We start from the raw sequence: 17578 nt of genomic DNA, 5'->3' as shown, positions 1-17578 counted from the left end.
ACGCACGCCTTACCGTAAGTACTCTCCGCGTCCCGTTACCCGACGCCTCGAGGACCCCACCAACCAGGCAGGAACACGTGATCATGTCGACCGAAAGGAGATGCTCGTGACTATTCTGAGGCCGGACCCGACCTACTACCCATCGCCGCGGATGGCGATGCAGGCTCCGAAAGAGAAGCTCGCTTACGTGGCGGTCCTCAACCCGAACGGGCGTCCCGACGCCCTCGCGGTGATGGACGTCGATCCAGACTCCTCGACCTACACGGAAGTCGTTGGCCGGGTGGAGATGCCGGTCATGGGCGACGAGTTGCACCACTTTGGCTGGAACGCCTGCAGCGCGTCGCTTTGCCCCTACGCGCCACACCCGCACCTGGAGCGCCGGTACCTCATCGTTCCGGGCCTGCGTTCTTCACGCATCCACGTCATCGACACCAAGCCGGACCCCGCCAAGCCCCACATCGTCAAGGTGATCGAGCCAGAAGAGCTGCACGAGCGGACGGGCTACAGCCGCCCTCACACCACCCACTGCGGTCCCGATGGGATCTACATGAACGCCCTCGGCACCCCGGACGGGAACGGACCGGGCGGCGTCTTCGTCATGGACCACGACACCTTCGAGCCCCTGGGGCGCTGGGAGGTGGATCGCGGACCCCAGCAGTTCTCTTATGACTTCTGGTGGCACCTGGGACACGATACTATGATCACCAGCGAGTGGGGAACACCCAACATGGTCGAGGCCGGCCTCGACCCGGAGGTTCTCCTGTCGAACGGCTACGGGCACCGCATACACGTGTGGGACCTGCGCCGCCGCAAGCACCTGCAGGCGTTGGATCTGGGCGAGGAGCATCAGATGGTGCTTGAGCTCCGCCCGGCCCACGATCCCACGAAGGCGTACGGCTTCGTCGGCGTCGTCGTCTCGACCAAGGACCTCTCGGCCTCGATCTGGCTGTGGCACCGCGAGAACGACAAGTGGGACATCACGAAGGTCATAGACATCCCGGCAGAGCCCGCCGAACCGGACCTCCTGCCCCCGTTGCTCAAGGGCTTCGGCGCCGTGCCGCCACTCGTCTCCGACATCAACCTCTCCCTCGACGACCGTTTCCTGTACATCTCTTGCTGGGGGACCGGCGAGATGCGCCAGTACGACGTCTCCGACCCGTTCGATCCCAGGCACACGGGGTCCCTGCACCTCGGAGGCATCGCGCGCAGGACGGAGCACCCGAAGACGGGACGGCCCCTCAACGGCGCGCCGCAGATGGTGGAGGTCAGCCGCGACGGGCGCAGGGTCTATTTCAGCAACTCGCTGTACTCAAGCTGGGACGAGCAGTTCTACCCCGACGGCATCAGGGGCTGGGTCGCCAGGGCCGACGTGGACGCGGACAACGGCGGCGGCTTCACCCTCGATGCGGACTTCTTCACGGACTTCGGGGACGAGAGGCCGCACCAGATCCGGCTGCAGGGCGGCGACTCGTCCTCGGACTCGTTCTGCTACCCGTCATGAGCGCCGCGTGGCCCTGGCTCGTCCTGGTCCTGCTGGGCGCCTACCACGGCCTGAACCCCGCGATGGGCTGGCTCTTCGCGGTAAGCCTGGGCCTGCAAGAAGGGCGCCGGGAGGCGGTCCTCAAGGCCTTCTGGCCCATCGCCCTCGGACACGCCGCCGCCGTCACCCTCGTGGTGGCGGCGGTTTTGGTCGCGCAGGTCGTGATCCCCCTGGACACACTCGGGTACATCGGGGCGGTAACGCTCATCTTCTTTGGTCTCTACAAGCTGATCCGGCGCAAACACCCGCGCTGGGTGGGGATGCGGGTCGGCTTCCGGGATCTGACCCTCTGGTCGTTCATCATGGCGACCGCGCACGGGGCGGGCTTCATGCTCGTCCCCGTGCTGCTGAGGTTCTCCGGCACGGTGCGGGGGATGGGGCACCCGGCGCACGAACACCCGGGCCACGGCGTACACCTCTTCCTGACCAACCCGGCGGCGCTCGCCGACATCGCGGCCGTCGCGGTGCATACGCTGGCGATGTTCGCGGTTATGGCGGCCGTCGCGCTGGTGGTCTACGAAAAGCTCGGGTTGATGATCCTCAAACGCACCTGGTTCAACGCGGACCTCGCCTGGGCAGGGGCCTTGATCGTCGCGGGCGTCCTCACCATGACCATCCGAACCACAGCTTGAGCCGACGCGCGCCTGGGCATGCGAAGACTAGGCGGCAATGCGGGTACTTCCGGCGCTCCGGTAGTACCAGGAAGGGCGCGGCTACCAGAGCGAGTAAAGCCCGAACCCAACAACCAACCGTGCTCCGATCAAGCCCCGTCGACCAACGCTTCCAGCGCCTCACCCGTCAGGCGGTAGACCGTCCAATCGTCCATCGGGACGGCGCCGAGCTTCTTGTAGAAGCCGATCGAGGGCTCGTTCCAGTCGAGCACCCACCACTCCAGACGTCCGCAACCCCGTTCCACGGTCAGCCGAGCCAGGCGTGCCAGCAGGGCGCGGCCGATGCCGGCACCGCGAAACTCAGGCCTCACGTACAGGTCCTCCAGGTAGATGCCCGGCTTTCCGAGGAACGTCGAGTAATTGTGGAAGAACAGCGCGAAGCCCGCTGGCGCTCCGTCCTGCTCCCCGATCAGGACCTCCGCGTACCGCCGCTCCCCGAACAGAGTCTCCCGCAACGCCCCCTCCGTTGCGACCACCTCGTGCGAGAGCTTCTCGTACTCCGCGAGCTCCCGGATAAACGAGAGGACCAGCGGCACATCATCCACCGTCGCTTCCCGGACGCCGATCACCAACACTTCCCCCCCAGGTTCGCTCCTAAGGCTTCACGATACGGAGCAAGAGCAGATAGCTGACGGCTGATAGCTGACGGCGCGGTTCGCGAAGCGAACCGCCTCAGACGCGGACGCCGACCAGCTCTTCGGCGATCTGGACGGCGTTGGTGGCGGCACCCTTGAGCAGGTTGTCCGAGACGCACCAGTACTGCGCCACGTTGCCCTCCACCCGCACGCGGCCCACGAAGGTGTTCGGGTCGCCCGCCGCTTCGAGCGGCGTCGGGAAGTCGTCGGCGTCACCCGAGAAGGTTACGCCCGGCGCCGAACGAAGCGCCTCGACGACCTCGTCGAGCGTCGCCTCGCGGCCCAGCTCGACGTAGACGCTCTCCGAGTGGCCCGTGTGGACGGGGATGCGGACGGCGGTGGCGAAGACTTCGAGGTCGGGGAGGCCCATGATCTTGCGCGTCTCAAGGCGCATCTTGGTCTCCTCCGAGGTGTAGCCGTCGTCTCCGACGCCCCCGATGAGCGGGATGGCGTTGCGGTCTATGGGTTTGGGATACACGCCCTCGCGACCGTCCTCCAGGGCCTCCACCCCGCCGCGGCCCGAGCCCGAGACAGCCTGGTAGGTGGAGACGATCACCTTCTCGATGCCGAACTCGCGCGCGAGCGGCGCCAGGGTTACGACCATCTGTATCGTCGAACAGTTACCGTTGGCGATGAGCCCGTTGTGATCCTTAGCCGCGCCCGCGTTTACCTCGGGCACGACGAGCGGCACTTCCGGGTCCATCCTGAAGTCGCTGCCGTTGTCTATGACGACGGCTCCCCGGCTTATGGCCTCCCCGGCGAGCTGGACGGCGGCGCCCTTCTCGCCCTCCGTTCCGGCGAAGAAGGCGATGTCCACGCCATCGAACGCCTCGGGCTCGGCCACCCCCACCTCGAACTCCTCGCCGGCCAGCGTGGCGCGGCGGGCGGTGCGCGCCAGGACGCGCAGCTCTTTCAGCGGGAAGTCCCGGCGTCTGAGCTCGGCGACGATCCTGTCGCCCACAAGGCCCGCCCCAACCACGGCCACCGTGTATCCTTCGCGCATCTCAGTGTCTCCTTTAATCTCTTAGTCGTCTTGCAGCGCCCTGTGGGCGATGTCCAGCAGGTCCCAGACAACGCCGCTCGCGGTACGTTCGGGGCCCGCGCCCGGGCCGCGCACGGTGAGGGTAACATCCGAGTAGCGGCGCGTGCGGAAGTCGAAGACGTTCTCGGGGCCGCTGATCGGGCCGAACGGGCTCTCGACCGGCGTGTCCGCCAGGCCGACCGTGACGGGGCCCTCCTTCGGGATTCGCGTCAGGTAGCGGAGCATGTGGTGCTGCTCCACGGCCGCCATGCGGGCGGCGAAGGCCTCGTCGTGGTCGGGGAGGCGGGCCATGAACTCGTCCAGGGGGACGTCTTCGAGGCCTTTGGGGACGAGGGACTCGTAAGGGATCTCCTCCGGTTCGATCCCGCGCCCCATCATGCGGGCCAGTATTATCGCCTTCCTGGCCACGTCCAGCCCGGAGAGATCGTCCCTGGGATCCGGCTCGGCGTAGTGCAAGTCTACGGCTTCCCGGACCGCTTCGGAGAACGACCTTCCGGCCTCGACGGCGCTCATGACGAAGCCCAAAGTGCCGCTGGGGCTCGCCTGGATCTCCAGGATCTCGTCGCCGGTCTCGATGAGGCCGCCCATGGTCGAGATGACCGGCATCCCGGCCCCCACGGTGGCCTCGTGCCAGAGCCTGTCTGGTACCTTGCTGACGAGCTGCTCGTACTGCGCCGTGCTCCCCGAGAGCGGCCCCTTGTTGGAGAGCACGAGGTAGGAGCCGTTCTCGATCCCGAGCAGGTCGAGGTCGAACGTCCCACCGTGCACCGCCACGTCCACGACGACCCTCGTGAACCCCGGCGCGGGCTCCGAGCGCAGCACGTCCTCCAGCGGCTCCGTGCCGAGCTCCGAGAGCCTGCCGCCCTCCTCCTTGAGACGAACGGCCTGCGGAAGCAGGTCTTCGCCGGAGAGCGCGCCCGAGGTATCCGAGACGGCGCGGTAGCGGACCTCGACGCCGCGGCGTTCGAGCCAGCGCTTGCGCTCTTCCAGGACGATCTGGGCGACCGCGCGCCCGACGTGGCCGAGGCCTATCTGGACGATCTCAAGCCGCCTCAAGCTACCTCCTCGACCCCTGGGGAGTCGGCCGTGACGAGAGAGCCGTGCAGGAGCCTGAGGGCGTCCTCACCCTGTTCTCCGTTGACGACGAAGACGAGGCCGGCGGAGGCGAACCCGGCGTGCAGGAACCGTATCTTCGCCTTCCGCAATAGACGCAGGCCAAGCTTGAGGTCGGCCTCCGAGGGCGACCCTATGCAGACCACCATCGCCGTCTCGCTGCGACGTCCGTTGGCGCACGGTATCTCCATCGGGACCTTGCGGCGCAGGGCCACGCAGCGCACGCCGTCGCCGTCGGCGAAGTCCGCTGAGATCCGCGTTCCGGGCGTCTCGGGGGCGAAGGTGTTTCGGACGAGGACGTCCAGGCGAGCCTCGGCGGCCGGTTCCATGGTCTTGTGGTGCAGGATCTTGGCCCCGAGACCGGCGAAGGTGTGGGCCTCGTGGTACGAGAGCCTGGGCATCAGGGTGGCGTCGGGAACGAGCCGCGGGTCCGCGTCGAGCACGCCGTTGACGTCGGACATGATCCAGACCTCCGAGGACCCGAGCGCCCGGCCGAGCACGGTCGCCGAAAGGTCCGACCCTCCCCTCCCAAGCGTCGTGGGAGAACCGTCGGGCGCGCGTCCGACGAACCCCGGCACGACCGCCACGGCCCCGTCTTCGAGCACGGGAGCTACGTACCGCGAACATCGCCTCTCCGTCTCCGCGACATCGACCTCGGCCTCGTCGAATCGCCGGTCGGTGGCTATCGGGTCGGCCCCGACGACCCCGCCCGGGACGCCCGCCCCCGCGACGGCGCCGGCGAAGATCTCGGCCGACAGGCGTTCGCCGAAGACCGCGATCCCGGCCCTCCTGGCCTTCACGCTCTCCGCCGGACGTCCCGCCGTCTCGACCAGCTCGTCGAGCAACCGGAGCACCCGCCCTTCGACCTCGGGCTGCCGTTCGGGGGCGACGGCCTCGCCCATCGCGCGCAGGTGCCTCTCGGCGAGCGACGCGCGCAGATGCTCCGCCGCCGAGCCGTCCGCGGTCGCCCCCACGGCCGCGTGGCCGAGCAGCAGGTTGGTCACCCCGCTCATGGCGGAGACGACGACTACGACGGGCCGTTCGCGGGCGGCCTCGGCCGCGATCCTGGCGGCGCGGCCTATCGCCGCGCCGGTGCCGACGGAGGTGCCGCCGAACTTTATGACGAGTGGGTTCTCGCTCACCTGACCTCTCACGCCCCGTTCAGCGCCTGTTCGAGGTCGTAGAGGATGTCGTCTATGGACTCCAGGCCGACGGAGAGGCGGACGTAGTCGTCCGTGACGCCCGTGGAGCGCTGCTCCTCGGCCGTGAGCTGGGAGTGGGTGGTGGAGGCCGGGTGGATCACGAGGCTCTTAGCGTCCCCTATGTTGGCGAGCAGGCTGTGGAGCTCCAGGCGGTTGATGAACGCCTTGCCGGCCTCGAGTCCACCCTCGATCCCGAAGCCCAGGATGGCGCCGAACATCCCCTCCCTGTGGTACTTCTTCGCCGTCTCGTAACCCGGATGGTCCGCGAGGCCGGGATAGTTCACCCAGTTGACCTTCGGGTGGGCCTGCAAGAACTCGGCGACGGCCATCGCGTTCTGGGAGTGGCGCTCCATGCGCAGGGGCAGCGTTTCGAGGCCCTGCAAGAACAGGAAGGAGTGGAACGGGGAGAGGGCCGGGCCGTAGTCGCGGAGCATCTGGACGCGCGCCTTGAGGATAAAGGAGAGTTCGCCAAGGGTCGGGTAGATCTCCAGTCCGTGGTACGACGGGTCGGGCTCGGTGAACCCGGGGAAGCGGCCGTTGTCCCAGGGGAACCTGCCGCCGTCCACGATCACGCCGCCAATGCTCGTCCCGTGCCCGCCAATGAATTTCGTCGCCGAGTGGACCACGATGTCCGCCCCGTGGGCGAGCGGGTTGACGAGGTACGGGGACGGGACCGTGTTGTCCACGATAAGCGGCACGCCGGCCTCGTGGGCCACGTCCGCCACCCCCCTGATGTCGAGGGTGTAGAGGGCCGGGTTGCCGACGGTCTCGGCGTAGACGGCCTTGGTCTTGTCCGTGATGGCGGCGCGGATGTTCTCCGGGTCGTTCGAGTCGACGAACTTTACGTTGATGCCTATCTTGGGGAGGGTGTAGTGGAAGAGGTTGTAGGTGCCGCCGTAGAGGGCGGCTGCCGAGACTATCTCGTCCCCGGCCCCCGCGAGGTTGAGGATCGCGAGCGTCTCGGCCGCCTGGCCGGAGGCGACGGCGAGCGCCCCGACGCCGCCCTCCAGGAGCGCCATCCGCTGCTCGAAGACGTCGTTTGTGGGTTCATGATGCGGGTGTAGATGTTGCCCGGCTCGGCGAGCGAGAAGAGGTTCGCCGCGTGGTCGGTGTCGTCGAAGACGTAGGAGGTGGTCTGGTAGATCGGGACCGCCCGCGCGGACGTCGCCGGATCGGGCGCCTGCCCCCCGTGCAATGCCAGGGTGTCGAACCCGAGATTTCGCTCTGCAGACTGGTTTTCGGTGGTGTCCATTTTCGCTCCTTGTTTGTAGGTTTCAGGCTTCAGGTGTTGGTTATGAACGGCTTGACCGCTTGCTCCAGTTCGGTCCAGTCTTTGAGGAAGGCGTCGTGCCCGCTCAGGGTGTCTATTTCGACGTAGTTGGACCTGGCGCCGGCCCGGCTTGCCTTGTCTGCCGTGTCCTTTACTTCGCTCGCGGGGAAGAGCCAGTCGCTGGTTATGCCCACGAAGAGGAGTTCGGCACAGACGCGAGAGAGGGCCTCTTCGGTGGAGCCGTAGCCGTTTGCCACGTCGTAGAGGTCCATGGCGCGGCCGAGGTAGAGGTAGGAGTTGGCGTCGAAGCGCCCCACCAGGTCGTTGCCCTGGTAGTGGAGGTAGCTCTCTATCTCGAACCGGCCGCCGAACTCCTTGTGGAGCGCGGGGCGTCCCGCCGGCCTGCGGCCGAACCGCTCCCACTGGCCCGGGGCGCTCTGGTAGGTCATCATGCCGGCCATGCGGGCTATGGCGAGCCCTTCTTCCGGGGTCTTGCCCGTGTCGTAGTAGTCCCCGTTCTGCCAGCCGGGGTCGGCCATGATGGCGCGGCGTCCGATCTCGCTCATCCCAACGCCCTGCGGTCCCAACGCGCCCGTCGCCGCGACCGGGACGGCCTTTTCGACGAAGTCGGGGAACTCGACGGCCCATTCGAGCGCCTGCTGCCCGCCGATGGAGCCGCCGATGACGAGCGCCAGCCCGGAGACGCCGAGGTCGTCGAGCAGCCGCTTCTGCGCCCTGACCATGTCCCGGATCGTGACGACCGGGAAACGCATCCCGTAGGGCTCTCCGGTCTCAGAGTCCACGGAAGAGGGCCCCGTGCTGCCGGAGCAGCCGCCGAGCACGTTCGAGCAGACGACGAAGTACTTCCCGGTATCGACGGGTCGGCCCGGCCCGACCATCGGGTCCCACCAGCCGCCGCGCCTGTGTTCCGCGCAGGGGCCGCCGGCCGCGTGCGAGTCGCCGGTCAGGGCGTGCGTGATCAGGACGACGTTGTCCGCGTCCGCGTTTAACTCGCCCCAGGTCTCGTAGGCCAGGGTAACGTCGTTGAGGACGCCGCCGAGCTCCGGCTCGAAAGCGCCGATGGAGTGGTTGAGTCTGCCCGGGGTTCCCTGGGCCGGGGCCTGACTAGCGCCGGCCCCCGGGTCTAGTGTCATGCTCAGTAGTAATGCAGCCTCCCTCTATGATCGCGTGCCACGCCTCCGGCGAGAGTCTTCCCGCCCACCGCGCAACCCGCCCGCAGAAGAGGCTGCCCGCCCCTCCCCACATCTTCCAGAACGGTAATGGCCGTCCTGCTGGACTTGGCACCTCGCGTAAACGTGCTCCGCCGGTTGCCGCGGTTTCTCGGGGCCAGTTCCCTCCACCGCTCTCGATGCGAGTTCGCGCTAGAAGCGGATGCTAAACAACTCGTCTCCCGCCGTCAAGGGCGGGGACGGTCTCTAGCCGGACCGTCCGACCGTTCCGCCCTCCCGGCCGGGGGCCTCTACGGCAGGCCCGGGGGCAGGTTTGGCCGCGTGGTCGAGTGGCAGGCACACGGTCATCCTGGTCCCGCCGCCGGGCGGGGCTTGCGCCTCGATGCGGCCCCCGTGAAGCTCCACTATCGACTTGGCTATCGAGAGGCCGAGCCCGGAGCCGCCGGCCCTGCGGGAGCGGGTACCGCCTACCCGGTGGAACCGCTCGAAGATCCGCTCCAGCTCCTCCCGGGGTATGCCCGGTCCCTCGTCGGCCACCTCGATGCGCAACTCTCCGCCGTCCGTGGACGAGGTGAGCGAGACGAGGCCGCCAACGGGGCCGTACTTGGCGGCGTTGTCCACGAGCGCGAGCACCGCCTGCTCCATGCGAGAGGGGTCTATCCGGATCTCACCCTCCCCTTCGAGGCCGGTCTCGAACCGCGAGCCGTGCTCCCTCGCGAGCACCTCGGATCTCCCCGCGAGATCCGCCACGAAGAGCGGAACGCTGACGGGACGTGTCTCCATCGGGGGTGAGGAGGTATCCGAGCGGGCCAGAAAGAGGAGGTCCTCGACCATGCGCGACATGTGGACCGACTCCTTGACCACCTCTTCGAGGACGTCCCTGTGGGCCCAGTCCTTGTCGATGGCCAGGCCGAACTCGGCGTTCGAGCGGAGCACGGTAAGGGGCGTCCTCAGCTCGTGGGAGACGTCGGCCAGAAAGTCGGCCCTCGCCTCCGCCGCGGCCCGCTGCTCGGCGTGGAGGCCGCGCAGCTCGCCGATGAGCAGCATCATCCGCCAACCGGTGTACGTGAGCGCGATGAGGGCGAGCACCAGGCCCGTGGCGACGAGGATCAGGACGATCCTCTCCACGTCCTCGGCCGCGGATAGGTCGACGAGCGCCTCCGCGGCGCGATCCTGCCCGCGCGCCTCCAGGTCGACGGCGGCCCGATCCAACTCGGCCAGTTGCGCGAGGCCGCGGTCGCTCGCCAGCTCGAACGCGCCGGGGTCCGAGGCCTGCCTGTCCGCCACGGGCTTGAAGCCCTCGTAGTAGGCGTTCGCCATTCGGCGCAGGCTGTCGGGCTGCGGCGCCTCGGGGTCGCGGACCCCGAGGCTGTCCAGGAGGTCTATCTGCTCGATGACGTCGTCGTAGGCCCGGTCTATGTCCTGCACGTGCTCCTCCACAGGGCCGTAGAGGAGCAGGTCGCGATGGTGAAACTGGAGCTCCGAGACCGCGTCCCTCAGGTTGCTAGAACGGGTCTCCAGCTGGACTGCGTGTTCGAGGCCGCCGTCCGTGATCTTCTTGACGTAGAGGTTGTTCATAAGGCCGACGAGGCCGGCGAGCGCGATCATGGCTATGAGGCTACCCGCCACGACGGCGACCAGCCAGGGTTGCGACGCGGTTTTCTTTATCCACCCCATAGACGCCCCCCGCGTACCCTGCGGAGCCCGTACTATAGCGTTATCGGACCATGTCCGATACCCGGAGATTTCCCGCCGATATATACTGCCTGACCAATGAAGATCCTGATAGTCGAAGACGACGCGGCGATCGTCCGGTCGCTGAAGCGCATCCTGGCCGCCTACGGGCACGACCTCGTCGGCACGGAGAGCGGCGAGGAAGGCGCCAGGCTCGCGGCCGACGAGGGTGTGGAGTTCGTCCTGCTGGACATCTCCCTCCCCGACATCGACGGCCACGAGGTCCTTCAGCGCATCCGGTCCATCCGGCCCAACCTGCCGGTCCTCATGCTTACGGCCCGCGACGACCTCGAGAACAAGGTGGTGGCCCTGCGTTCGGGAGCCGACGACTACCTCACCAAGCCCTTCGCCTTCGAGGAGCTGATGGCGAGGATCGAGGCCTTAAGCCGCCGCGTCGGGCGTCAGGAGCCTGTCGAGATCAACGCCGGAGACCTCCGCATCGACCTCCTCGCCCGCCGCCTCTGGCGCGGAGACAAGGAGATAGAGCTCTCTCCGAGGGAGTTCGTGCTGCTCGAATACTTCGCGCGCCGCCCCGGCGAAGAGCTCACCCGCCAGCGCATCCTGGCCGAGATCTGGGGCTACGACTTCGACCCTGGCTCGAACGTCCTCGACGTCTACGTCAGGCACCTCAGGCACAAGATCGACCACCCCGGCGAACGGTCTTCGATCACCGCGATCCGGGGCGTCGGATACCGCTTCGATCCGCCCCGGGCTCAGGGGGCGTAACGGCCCCCCAACGGGTGGTTTCGGGGCCCACCGCCCTTCGATGAAAACAGTTTAATCGCAGGGCGCGCATAGTGAAGGCTATTTAACCGCCGCGCCCTTGATCGCCCCGCCGAAGAGAGTACCGTGGAAGACGGGAAAGGCAGGCGACGGAAAGGCGCGGCAATGAAGAAGATGGCCATGCTGGTGGCGGTGACGGGCCTGATGCTCACGATCTTCGGCGGCACGGCCCTTGCGCTCAACCTTACGGGCGACAACGGCCCCGACAGGTTGGTCGGCACGGCCGAGAACGACACGCTTCGCGGCCGGGGAGGCGGGGACACCCTGATCGGTCGCGGCGACTCCGACCGCCTCTTCGGCGGCGACGGCAACGACTTCATAAACGCCGTCGACCCCGGCCGCGCCGAGGACGACCTGGTCAACTGCGGGGCCGGCTTCGACCGGGCGCGCGTCGATCCAAGCACCGAGGACCGCGTCATGAGCAACTGCGAGAGGGTCAGGGTTGGCTAGACGTTGTTCGGCAGGCGCCCGGTCCTTCTGACCGGGCGCCACTGAAGATGGCGGGGAGGTGAACATGGTTGCGAGCCTGGCGAGTATGGCCCCGGTCGTGCCGGGGCCCTGGGGCATCGGAGGCACTGAGGGCGGCGCACGCGGCGCGGCCAGACGCGCAGGCCGGTCCGGGTGCGATCCCGCAGGGACACGCGGCATGCGGGTGCTGGTCGCTTTCGGGGACGAGTACCGATCGTACCGGGAGGCTATAGCCCGCGCCATACAGGCCCTCCGACCGTCCGCGCGGGTCACGGTCTCCCCGCTCGAAGCCGTTCCGGCGCAGGTATACAGGCTGGAGCCCCACGTGGTGATCTGCGCCAGCCGCTCGGAGGGTACTGCCGACCCGAACACGACCTGGGTGACGGTACCTACCGAGGAGGGCGTCCCGGGCACCATCTCTTGCGGCGGCTTTCTTCGGGAGGTGGGCGACCTCTCGTTGACGGAGTTGCTCGCGGTCCTCGACGAAGCCGAAGATTTCCCCGCGCTACCCCCCCGGAGCGAGGACCGGCCCGCGCGCCCCTAACGCCGCAGCCAGGGGAACTTGACGTAGACCCAGGCGTTCTGGTACTTGCCCAGTCGCAGGTCGCTGGCGACGGCGGGTGTCAGATCTACCCCTGCGGGGTTTAGGACCGTACGCCCGAACTCGTCTTTACCGCCGTTGTAATTCCGGTAGTAGGCCGCGTGCGCCTGGGGAACGCAGCGCTTGAGGCTCTTCCACATGGTGCGGTTCTTCCTAGTCTGCCAGTAATTGTCGTAGGTATTCCAGGGCCCGACCTCCTTGATCCGGGGCCGCACCGCCACGTTGCCGTTGATCCGCTTGATAACCACCTGGGGCCGCGAGCCGAACTTGAGCGTGCGGTGAGGAAGGGACGCCTCGTACCTGGTGTAGCCGATGTACTGCGTGGCGAAGACCTTGCACACCACCCTTCGCCCGGCCTTCGTCTCCTCCACCCGCGCATAACTCTCTTCGGAAGAGGACGAGACCTCCTGCGCCCACTGCTCGTCCACCCACGCCCGTAACTCGGGCTCGCCACCTCTGGGCAGCAGGTCCGTCACGCTCTCTTTCGTCTCGCCGATGGCCCCCTCTACCGTCTCGTCGTAGTCGGAGGCGGAGATCCTGTCAGCCACCTTCTCGTCCGGGAGTGACTTGTTGGCGGCCACTATCTTCTCGCTCGCGGCGTACTCCTCGGCCAACTTCTCGTTCTCCTCGCGCACCGCGGCGAGGACCTTCCCCACCTCGGCATCATCGAGCCCGAACTCTTGCTCGAATTCGCGGACGTTCCGCGGCTCCGAGAGGATCAGGGAGAGCGCCGTCTTGTCGGGGTCGGAGTAGGCGGAGTACTCCTCGGCCCCGGCGTCTTTCCCATAGACCGCCGCCAGCATCCCCCCGCCTAGAACCAGAGCAAGCAGGCACAGACCCAACCGACGCGGCACAAAGAACTTTCTCTCTATCAGGAACGATCCCACGGAGCCCCCTCCGGATGCAGCGCCCGCAACACGGGCGCTTCGCCACAAAACATATTAATGCTAACCGCTCCGACCCGCGTCGTCAAAGGGCTGCGCGGAAGGCGCAGCCCGGGGCCTACCCTAGTAAGCGCGGGCGAAGACCGCGGTCTGTCCGGGCTTGCCCGAGACGAGGTCCTCCCCGTCCTGCCGCTCGAAGGGTAGGAGCCTGATGGTCGCCTTGGTGTCGTCTTTGATCTTCTGCTCCGTCTCGGCCGTCCCGTCCCACGGGGCGACGACGAAGCCCCGCTTCTCGGCGATGATCTCCTTGAACTCGTCGTAGCTCTCGGCCTGACGGGTGTTCTCGTGGCGGAAGGCGGCGGCCTGGCGGAGCATATTCTCCTGGATCTCCCCCATCAAAGCCTGCAGCCGCACGGCCAGTTCCTTCCTATCTACGAACTCCTTCTCCCGCGTGTCGCGCCGCACGAGGACGGCCTGCCCCTTCTCGATGTCCTTCGGGCCCAGCTCGACCCGCACGGGCACGCCGCGCAACTCGTGCTCGTTGAACTTCCAGCCGGGGGAGTGCTCCTCGTCGAGGTCCACCTCCATCCGAAGGCCGGCGTCTTTCAACTCCGAGTACAGCGCCTCGGCCTCGCGGCGCACCTCGCCCTTGTTGTTGCCGCGCCAGATCGGGACGACGACGGCCTGCGTCGGCGCTATCCTCGGCGGCAGCTTCAGGCCCCGATCGTCGCCGTGGACCAGGATGAGCCCGCCTATGGTCCTCGTCGAGAACCCCCACGACGTCTGGTAAGGATGGACCCGCTCCTGCTGCTCGTCCAAAAACGTGATGTCGAAGGCCTTCGCGAAGTTCTGCCCGAGATCGTGGCTCGTCGCGGCCTGCAAGGCCCGCCCATCCCCCATCAGCGCCTCGCAGGTGAACGTCTCCACAGCGCCCGCGAAGCGTTCGGAGGGGCTCTTGACGCCCGTCAAGACCGGAATCGCCATCGCCTCGTGGAAGCAGTCCTGGTAGACGTTCAGCATCTGGAGGGTCTCGGCGCGGGCCTCCTCGGCCGTCGCGTGGACCGTGTGGCCCTCCTGCCAGAGGAACTCGGACGTGCGGAGGAAGGGCCGCGTAACCTTCTCCCAGCGCAGGACGTTGCACCACTGGTTGATGAGGATGGGGAGGTCGCGGTAGCTCTGGATCCAATTCTTGTAGAAGTCGCAGATGATGCTCTCACTCGTCGGCCTGATGGCGAGCCGCTCCTCCAGTTCCTCCCTCCCCCCGATGGTCACCCAGGCGAGCTCGGGGTCGAAGCCCTCGACGTGCTCGGCCTCCTTCTTCAGGTAGCTCTCGGGGATGAGGAGCGGGAAGTAGGCGTTCTTGTGGCCTGTCGCCTTGAAGCGGTCGTCCAGGTCGCGCTGGACGCGCTCCCAGATCTCGAACCCGTAAGGCCGAATAGCGAACGTCCCCCGAACCGGCCCGTAATCCGCCAGCTTCGCCATCCTGACAAGCTGCAGGTACCACTTGCTCGGGTCTTCGCTCTTCTTCGTAAGCTTCTCGACCGCCTCGGCCATACGGGCGCTCCTCTCAAGATTCCAACTCTTTGCGATTTACGGGCAGTATAGCCGCCGTCTGGCTCTTGCCCGCTTCCATCAGCCTACTACCAGATGACCAATAGGCTAGTCAATACGCGCCGAGCCGACGCGGTTACCACGAAAACTGTGCCGTGGCGCGGAAGTTATTGGCTTTCGAGGAATTCTTGTATAGCCTCCGGCGAGGCTTTGGCGAACCAGGAGCGGCGGCTGACGGAGGTGCCGTCGAGGTTTTTTAGCTTGATCGCCATCTCGGCCGACTTCGCGGCGACGGTGATGCCGTTCAGCACGGTGGCGCCTTCGATGGAGAAGCCTCGTTCCTTCGCGAAGAGAAGCATCGGAAGGCCGCCTGCGGGTACGATCACCTCCACCCCCATCTCGAGCAAGGGTCCCGCCTGCCGGCGGAACTGCTCGCGAACCGCGTCGTAGGCTTTCTCGTCCTCGAAGGCCTTCATGTAGTCGTCCACGTGGGTGTCGACGGCGCGGACGCCTACGACGCGTTCGCCGAGTCCGTAGCGCGAAATCTGATCCTCGTGCCAGGGGATGAAGATCGGGTTGATGGTGACGAGCCCTATCTTGCGCCCGAGGGTCATGGCGTGGAGCATCGTCGCCTCCCCGAGGCCGATGACCGGGATGCCGACCGCCCCCTTGCACTCGTTGATGCCCGGCTCCTGGAAGTGCCCGACGACGAACGCGTCGAAGCCCCGCTCCTCGGCCGCCAGGGCGTTTCGGATGACGCGGGAGGCGATCCTGAACTCCGTAACCGGGTGGAAGTGCCTGTCCGGGGGCGAGATACCGACGACCTCGTGGTCGAAGCCCGCGTCCGCCACGGTGCCGAGGTGATCCCGCAGCCGGTCGATGTACGGACGCTGCTCCTCCTCGTCCACGAAGCTCTGGTACCAGACGCGGGCGCCCGATGCGGCCTCCGTCATCGCTAACCCCCAGCCCCCCTGGAGACGCCCGGCTCCAGGACCTCCTTACCCACGTAAGGGACCAGGGCTTCCGGCAGCCTTACGGAGCCGTCCTCCTGCTGGTAGATCTCGAGCAGTGCGATCAGGGCGCGGCTCATGGCGATGGCCGTGCCGTTCAAGGTGTGGAGAAGCTGGGGACGTCCCCCGTCCCTGCGGTAGCGGATGCGGAGGCGGCGGGCCTGGTAGTCGGTGGTGTTCGAGGTGCTCGTCACCTCTCCGAAGTCGTTTCTTCCGGGCATCCAGGCTTCAAGGTCGTACTTGCGGTATGCGGCGCCGCCCAGGTCGCCGGTGCAGATGTCGACGACGCGGTAAGGCAGGCCGAGGCCCTGGAAGATACGTTCTTCTATCTCGACCATCTCCTCGTGGACTTTCTCCGAATCCTCCGGCGTCGTGAAGGCGAACATCTCGACCTTGGTGAACTGGTGGACGCGGTACAGGCCGCGGCTCGCCCGGCCGTGGGAGCCCGCCTCTGTGCGGAAGCAGTGGGAGAGGCCCGCGAAGCGTAAAGGCAGGCGCTTCTCGTCCACGATCTCGTCCGTGAGCTGGCCCGCGAGCGGGATCTCGGCGGTCGCGATCAAAGACAGGTCGTCGTCTTCGACCGAGTAGATCTGGGTCTCGGGACCGCGGGGAATGAAGCCCGTCCCGACCAGCGCCTCGTCGCGGGCAAGGTCGGGCGTGATCGTCGGTTCGTAACCGTACTGCGTGATGAGGTCGAGCGCGTACCGGATCAGGCCAAGCTCCAGAAGAACCGCGTCGCCCCTCAGAAAGTAGAACTTGCTGCCCGTGGTCTTCGCCCCGGCCTCGAAGTCTATGATGCCGAGCGCCTCGCCCAACTCTACGTGGTCCTTCGGCTCGAAGGAGAAATCTGGGATCTCTCCGGAGCGCCGGATCTCGACGTTCTCGGAGTCGTCCCTGCCGATGGGCGAGTCGGGATGGGTCATGTTGGGTATCTTGAGCTGCTCCTCCCGCAACCGCCCTTCTACTTCGGTAAGCTCGGTTTCCTTTTGGGGTACCTCCTGTTTCATCTCCCTAGACCCCGCGATGAGCTTCTCGCGGGCTTCGGGGTCTCGCTCCTGCCCGATGCTCTTCGCCGTCTGGTTCTGCCGCTGCTTGAGCTCGTTGAGTTCCTGAATGAGCGCCGAGCGCCTGTCGGCGAGCTCCACCACAAGCCCCACGTCAGCCTCGACGCCGCGGTTCCTGCAGTTCTCCTGAACGGCGTCCGCGTTCTCGCGGATAAATTTGAGATCGAGCACGGTGCTTCCCTTCGGTCAGCAGCTATTGGCTTTCAGCTTTCAGCGGTCAGCTATCAGCAAGGAGCGAAAAGCCGACGCCCGAGCGTTATCTTAGCCTGCAAGTTCTTTGAGTGCGCGGTTCTCGGCCCGTATACGGACGTAGAGGAAACCGGCGTTGAGGGCCGAGAAAACGAATGCCGTGGTCCAGGCGCCGAAGATCAAGGGTAGTGTAAACACTTCTACGGCCACGACGATGTAGTTCGGGTGGGGAAACAGGCTGTACGGCCCGCTTCTAACCAGCTTCGCACCCGGCACGGCGAGTATGCGAACGTTCCAGTTCTCCCCGAGGGAGGAGATCGCCCAGTAACGCAACGGCTGGACGAGCAAGAACAGCGCGAGCGGCACGGGCCACCACGCCGGGGGCTCGGGCCCGCGCAACAGCCCCTCGCCCAGCGTCGACACCAGCCAGAGCGCATGAATCGCCACCATCGCCGGATAATGCGCTCTCCCCCGCTCCACCGCCCCCCGCGCCCGAAGCCGCGCCTCGTTGCGTCGCGAGTACCGGACTTCCAACAGCCGCTGCAAACCCACGAGCGCGACAACAATGACGAGGAGCGCCGCGTTCACCGAAACGTACCGCCCAAGAAAAGCTGATGGCTGATGGCTGACA

Annotated in this window: 16 protein-coding genes, 1 pseudogene and 1 riboswitch; of the genes and pseudogenes, 5 read left to right on the top strand and 12 right to left on the bottom strand. The window is 66.7% G+C overall.

The window, feature by feature from the left end; genetic code table 11:
* Positions 1 to 106 precede the first annotated feature (106 nt).
* A complete protein-coding gene (locus GBA63_RS08335) occupies positions 107 to 1501 on the top strand; it encodes a selenium-binding family protein (RefSeq protein ID WP_166175152.1) in 1395 nt (464 codons plus the stop codon).
* Positions 1498 to 2172: a hypothetical protein gene (locus GBA63_RS08330; RefSeq protein ID WP_166175150.1), complete on the top strand. Its 675-nt coding sequence runs from the start codon at positions 1498 to 1500 to the stop codon at positions 2170 to 2172. Before GBA63_RS08335 ends, GBA63_RS08330 begins: the two co-directional genes overlap by 4 nt.
* 128 nt (positions 2173 to 2300) lie before the next feature.
* Here GBA63_RS08330 and GBA63_RS08325 read toward each other — a convergent pair whose 3' ends face one another.
* The 7 genes and pseudogenes from GBA63_RS08325 to GBA63_RS08295 all read right to left on the bottom strand — a co-directional run bounded on the left by GBA63_RS08325 (position 2301) and on the right by GBA63_RS08295 (position 10340).
* Complete coding sequence (locus tag GBA63_RS08325) at positions 2301 to 2780, bottom strand: GNAT family N-acetyltransferase (protein WP_228282375.1); 480 nt, start codon at positions 2778 to 2780, stop codon at positions 2301 to 2303.
* 103 nt (positions 2781 to 2883) lie between these two features.
* Complete coding sequence (locus tag GBA63_RS08320) at positions 2884 to 3849, bottom strand: aspartate-semialdehyde dehydrogenase (RefSeq protein WP_166175146.1); 966 nt, start codon at positions 3847 to 3849, stop codon at positions 2884 to 2886.
* Between the two features lie 21 nt (positions 3850 to 3870).
* A complete protein-coding gene (locus GBA63_RS08315) occupies positions 3871 to 4944 on the bottom strand; it encodes a homoserine dehydrogenase family protein (protein ID WP_166175144.1) in 1074 nt (357 codons plus the stop codon).
* A complete protein-coding gene (locus GBA63_RS08310) occupies positions 4941 to 6143 on the bottom strand; it encodes an aspartate kinase (RefSeq protein WP_166175142.1) in 1203 nt (400 codons plus the stop codon). The genes GBA63_RS08315 and GBA63_RS08310 overlap by 4 nt, the downstream gene beginning before the upstream one ends.
* 8 nt (positions 6144 to 6151) lie before the next feature.
* A pseudogene (locus GBA63_RS08305) lies at positions 6152 to 7455 on the bottom strand (O-acetylhomoserine aminocarboxypropyltransferase/cysteine synthase family protein).
* A gap of 29 nt (positions 7456 to 7484) precedes the next feature.
* The gene (metX, locus tag GBA63_RS08300) at positions 7485 to 8627 is read right to left on the bottom strand and encodes a homoserine O-acetyltransferase MetX (protein WP_166175140.1); all 1143 of its coding nucleotides are present in this window, start codon (positions 8625 to 8627) and stop codon (positions 7485 to 7487) included.
* A gap of 105 nt (positions 8628 to 8732) precedes the next feature.
* Positions 8733 to 8849, bottom strand: a riboswitch (SAM riboswitch).
* Positions 8850 to 8909: 60 nt separating this feature from the next.
* Complete coding sequence (locus GBA63_RS08295; RefSeq protein ID WP_166175138.1) at positions 8910 to 10340, bottom strand: sensor histidine kinase; 1431 nt, start codon at positions 10338 to 10340, stop codon at positions 8910 to 8912.
* A 96-nt stretch (positions 10341 to 10436) separates the two neighbouring features.
* Between GBA63_RS08295 and GBA63_RS08290 the strand changes: the two genes are divergently transcribed.
* From GBA63_RS08290 to GBA63_RS08280, 3 genes are all read left to right on the top strand, one after another.
* Positions 10437 to 11123, top strand: coding sequence for a response regulator transcription factor (locus GBA63_RS08290; protein WP_166175136.1), 687 nt, complete (start codon positions 10437 to 10439; stop codon positions 11121 to 11123).
* 162 nt (positions 11124 to 11285) lie between these two features.
* Positions 11286 to 11630 (top strand): calcium-binding protein, encoded by a 345-nt coding sequence (locus tag GBA63_RS08285; RefSeq protein ID WP_166175134.1) that lies wholly within the window; start codon positions 11286 to 11288, stop codon positions 11628 to 11630.
* Positions 11631 to 11826: 196 nt separating this feature from the next.
* Positions 11827 to 12192 carry a hypothetical protein gene (locus tag GBA63_RS08280; protein WP_166175132.1) on the top strand — a complete coding sequence of 122 codons (366 nt, stop codon included), beginning with the start codon at positions 11827 to 11829 and terminating at the stop codon, positions 12190 to 12192.
* Here the strand turns inward: GBA63_RS08280 and GBA63_RS08275 are convergent.
* The 5 genes from GBA63_RS08275 to GBA63_RS08255 all read right to left on the bottom strand — a co-directional run bounded on the left by GBA63_RS08275 (position 12189) and on the right by GBA63_RS08255 (position 17535).
* Positions 12189 to 13136 (bottom strand): hypothetical protein, encoded by a 948-nt coding sequence (locus GBA63_RS08275; protein ID WP_166175130.1) that lies wholly within the window; start codon positions 13134 to 13136, stop codon positions 12189 to 12191. The genes GBA63_RS08280 and GBA63_RS08275 overlap by 4 nt on opposite strands.
* 120 nt (positions 13137 to 13256) lie before the next feature.
* A complete protein-coding gene (gene proS, locus GBA63_RS08270; RefSeq protein WP_166175128.1) occupies positions 13257 to 14687 on the bottom strand; it encodes a proline--tRNA ligase in 1431 nt (476 codons plus the stop codon).
* A gap of 164 nt (positions 14688 to 14851) precedes the next feature.
* Positions 14852 to 15637, bottom strand: coding sequence for an aspartate/glutamate racemase family protein (locus tag GBA63_RS08265; RefSeq protein ID WP_166175126.1), 786 nt, complete (start codon positions 15635 to 15637; stop codon positions 14852 to 14854).
* A 2-nt stretch (positions 15638 to 15639) separates the two neighbouring features.
* Positions 15640 to 16929 carry a serine--tRNA ligase gene (serS, locus tag GBA63_RS08260; protein WP_166175124.1) on the bottom strand — a complete coding sequence of 430 codons (1290 nt, stop codon included), beginning with the start codon at positions 16927 to 16929 and terminating at the stop codon, positions 15640 to 15642.
* A gap of 90 nt (positions 16930 to 17019) precedes the next feature.
* A complete protein-coding gene (locus tag GBA63_RS08255) occupies positions 17020 to 17535 on the bottom strand; it encodes an isoprenylcysteine carboxyl methyltransferase family protein (RefSeq protein WP_166175122.1) in 516 nt (171 codons plus the stop codon).
* Positions 17536 to 17578 lie beyond the last annotated feature (43 nt).

The organism is Rubrobacter tropicus (genome assembly GCF_011492945.1).
GTDB lineage: Bacteria > Actinomycetota > Rubrobacteria > Rubrobacterales > Rubrobacteraceae > Rubrobacter_D > Rubrobacter_D tropicus.
The sequence above is the reverse complement of the archived record's forward strand: the minus strand, read 5'-3'. Positions and strand labels throughout refer to the sequence as shown.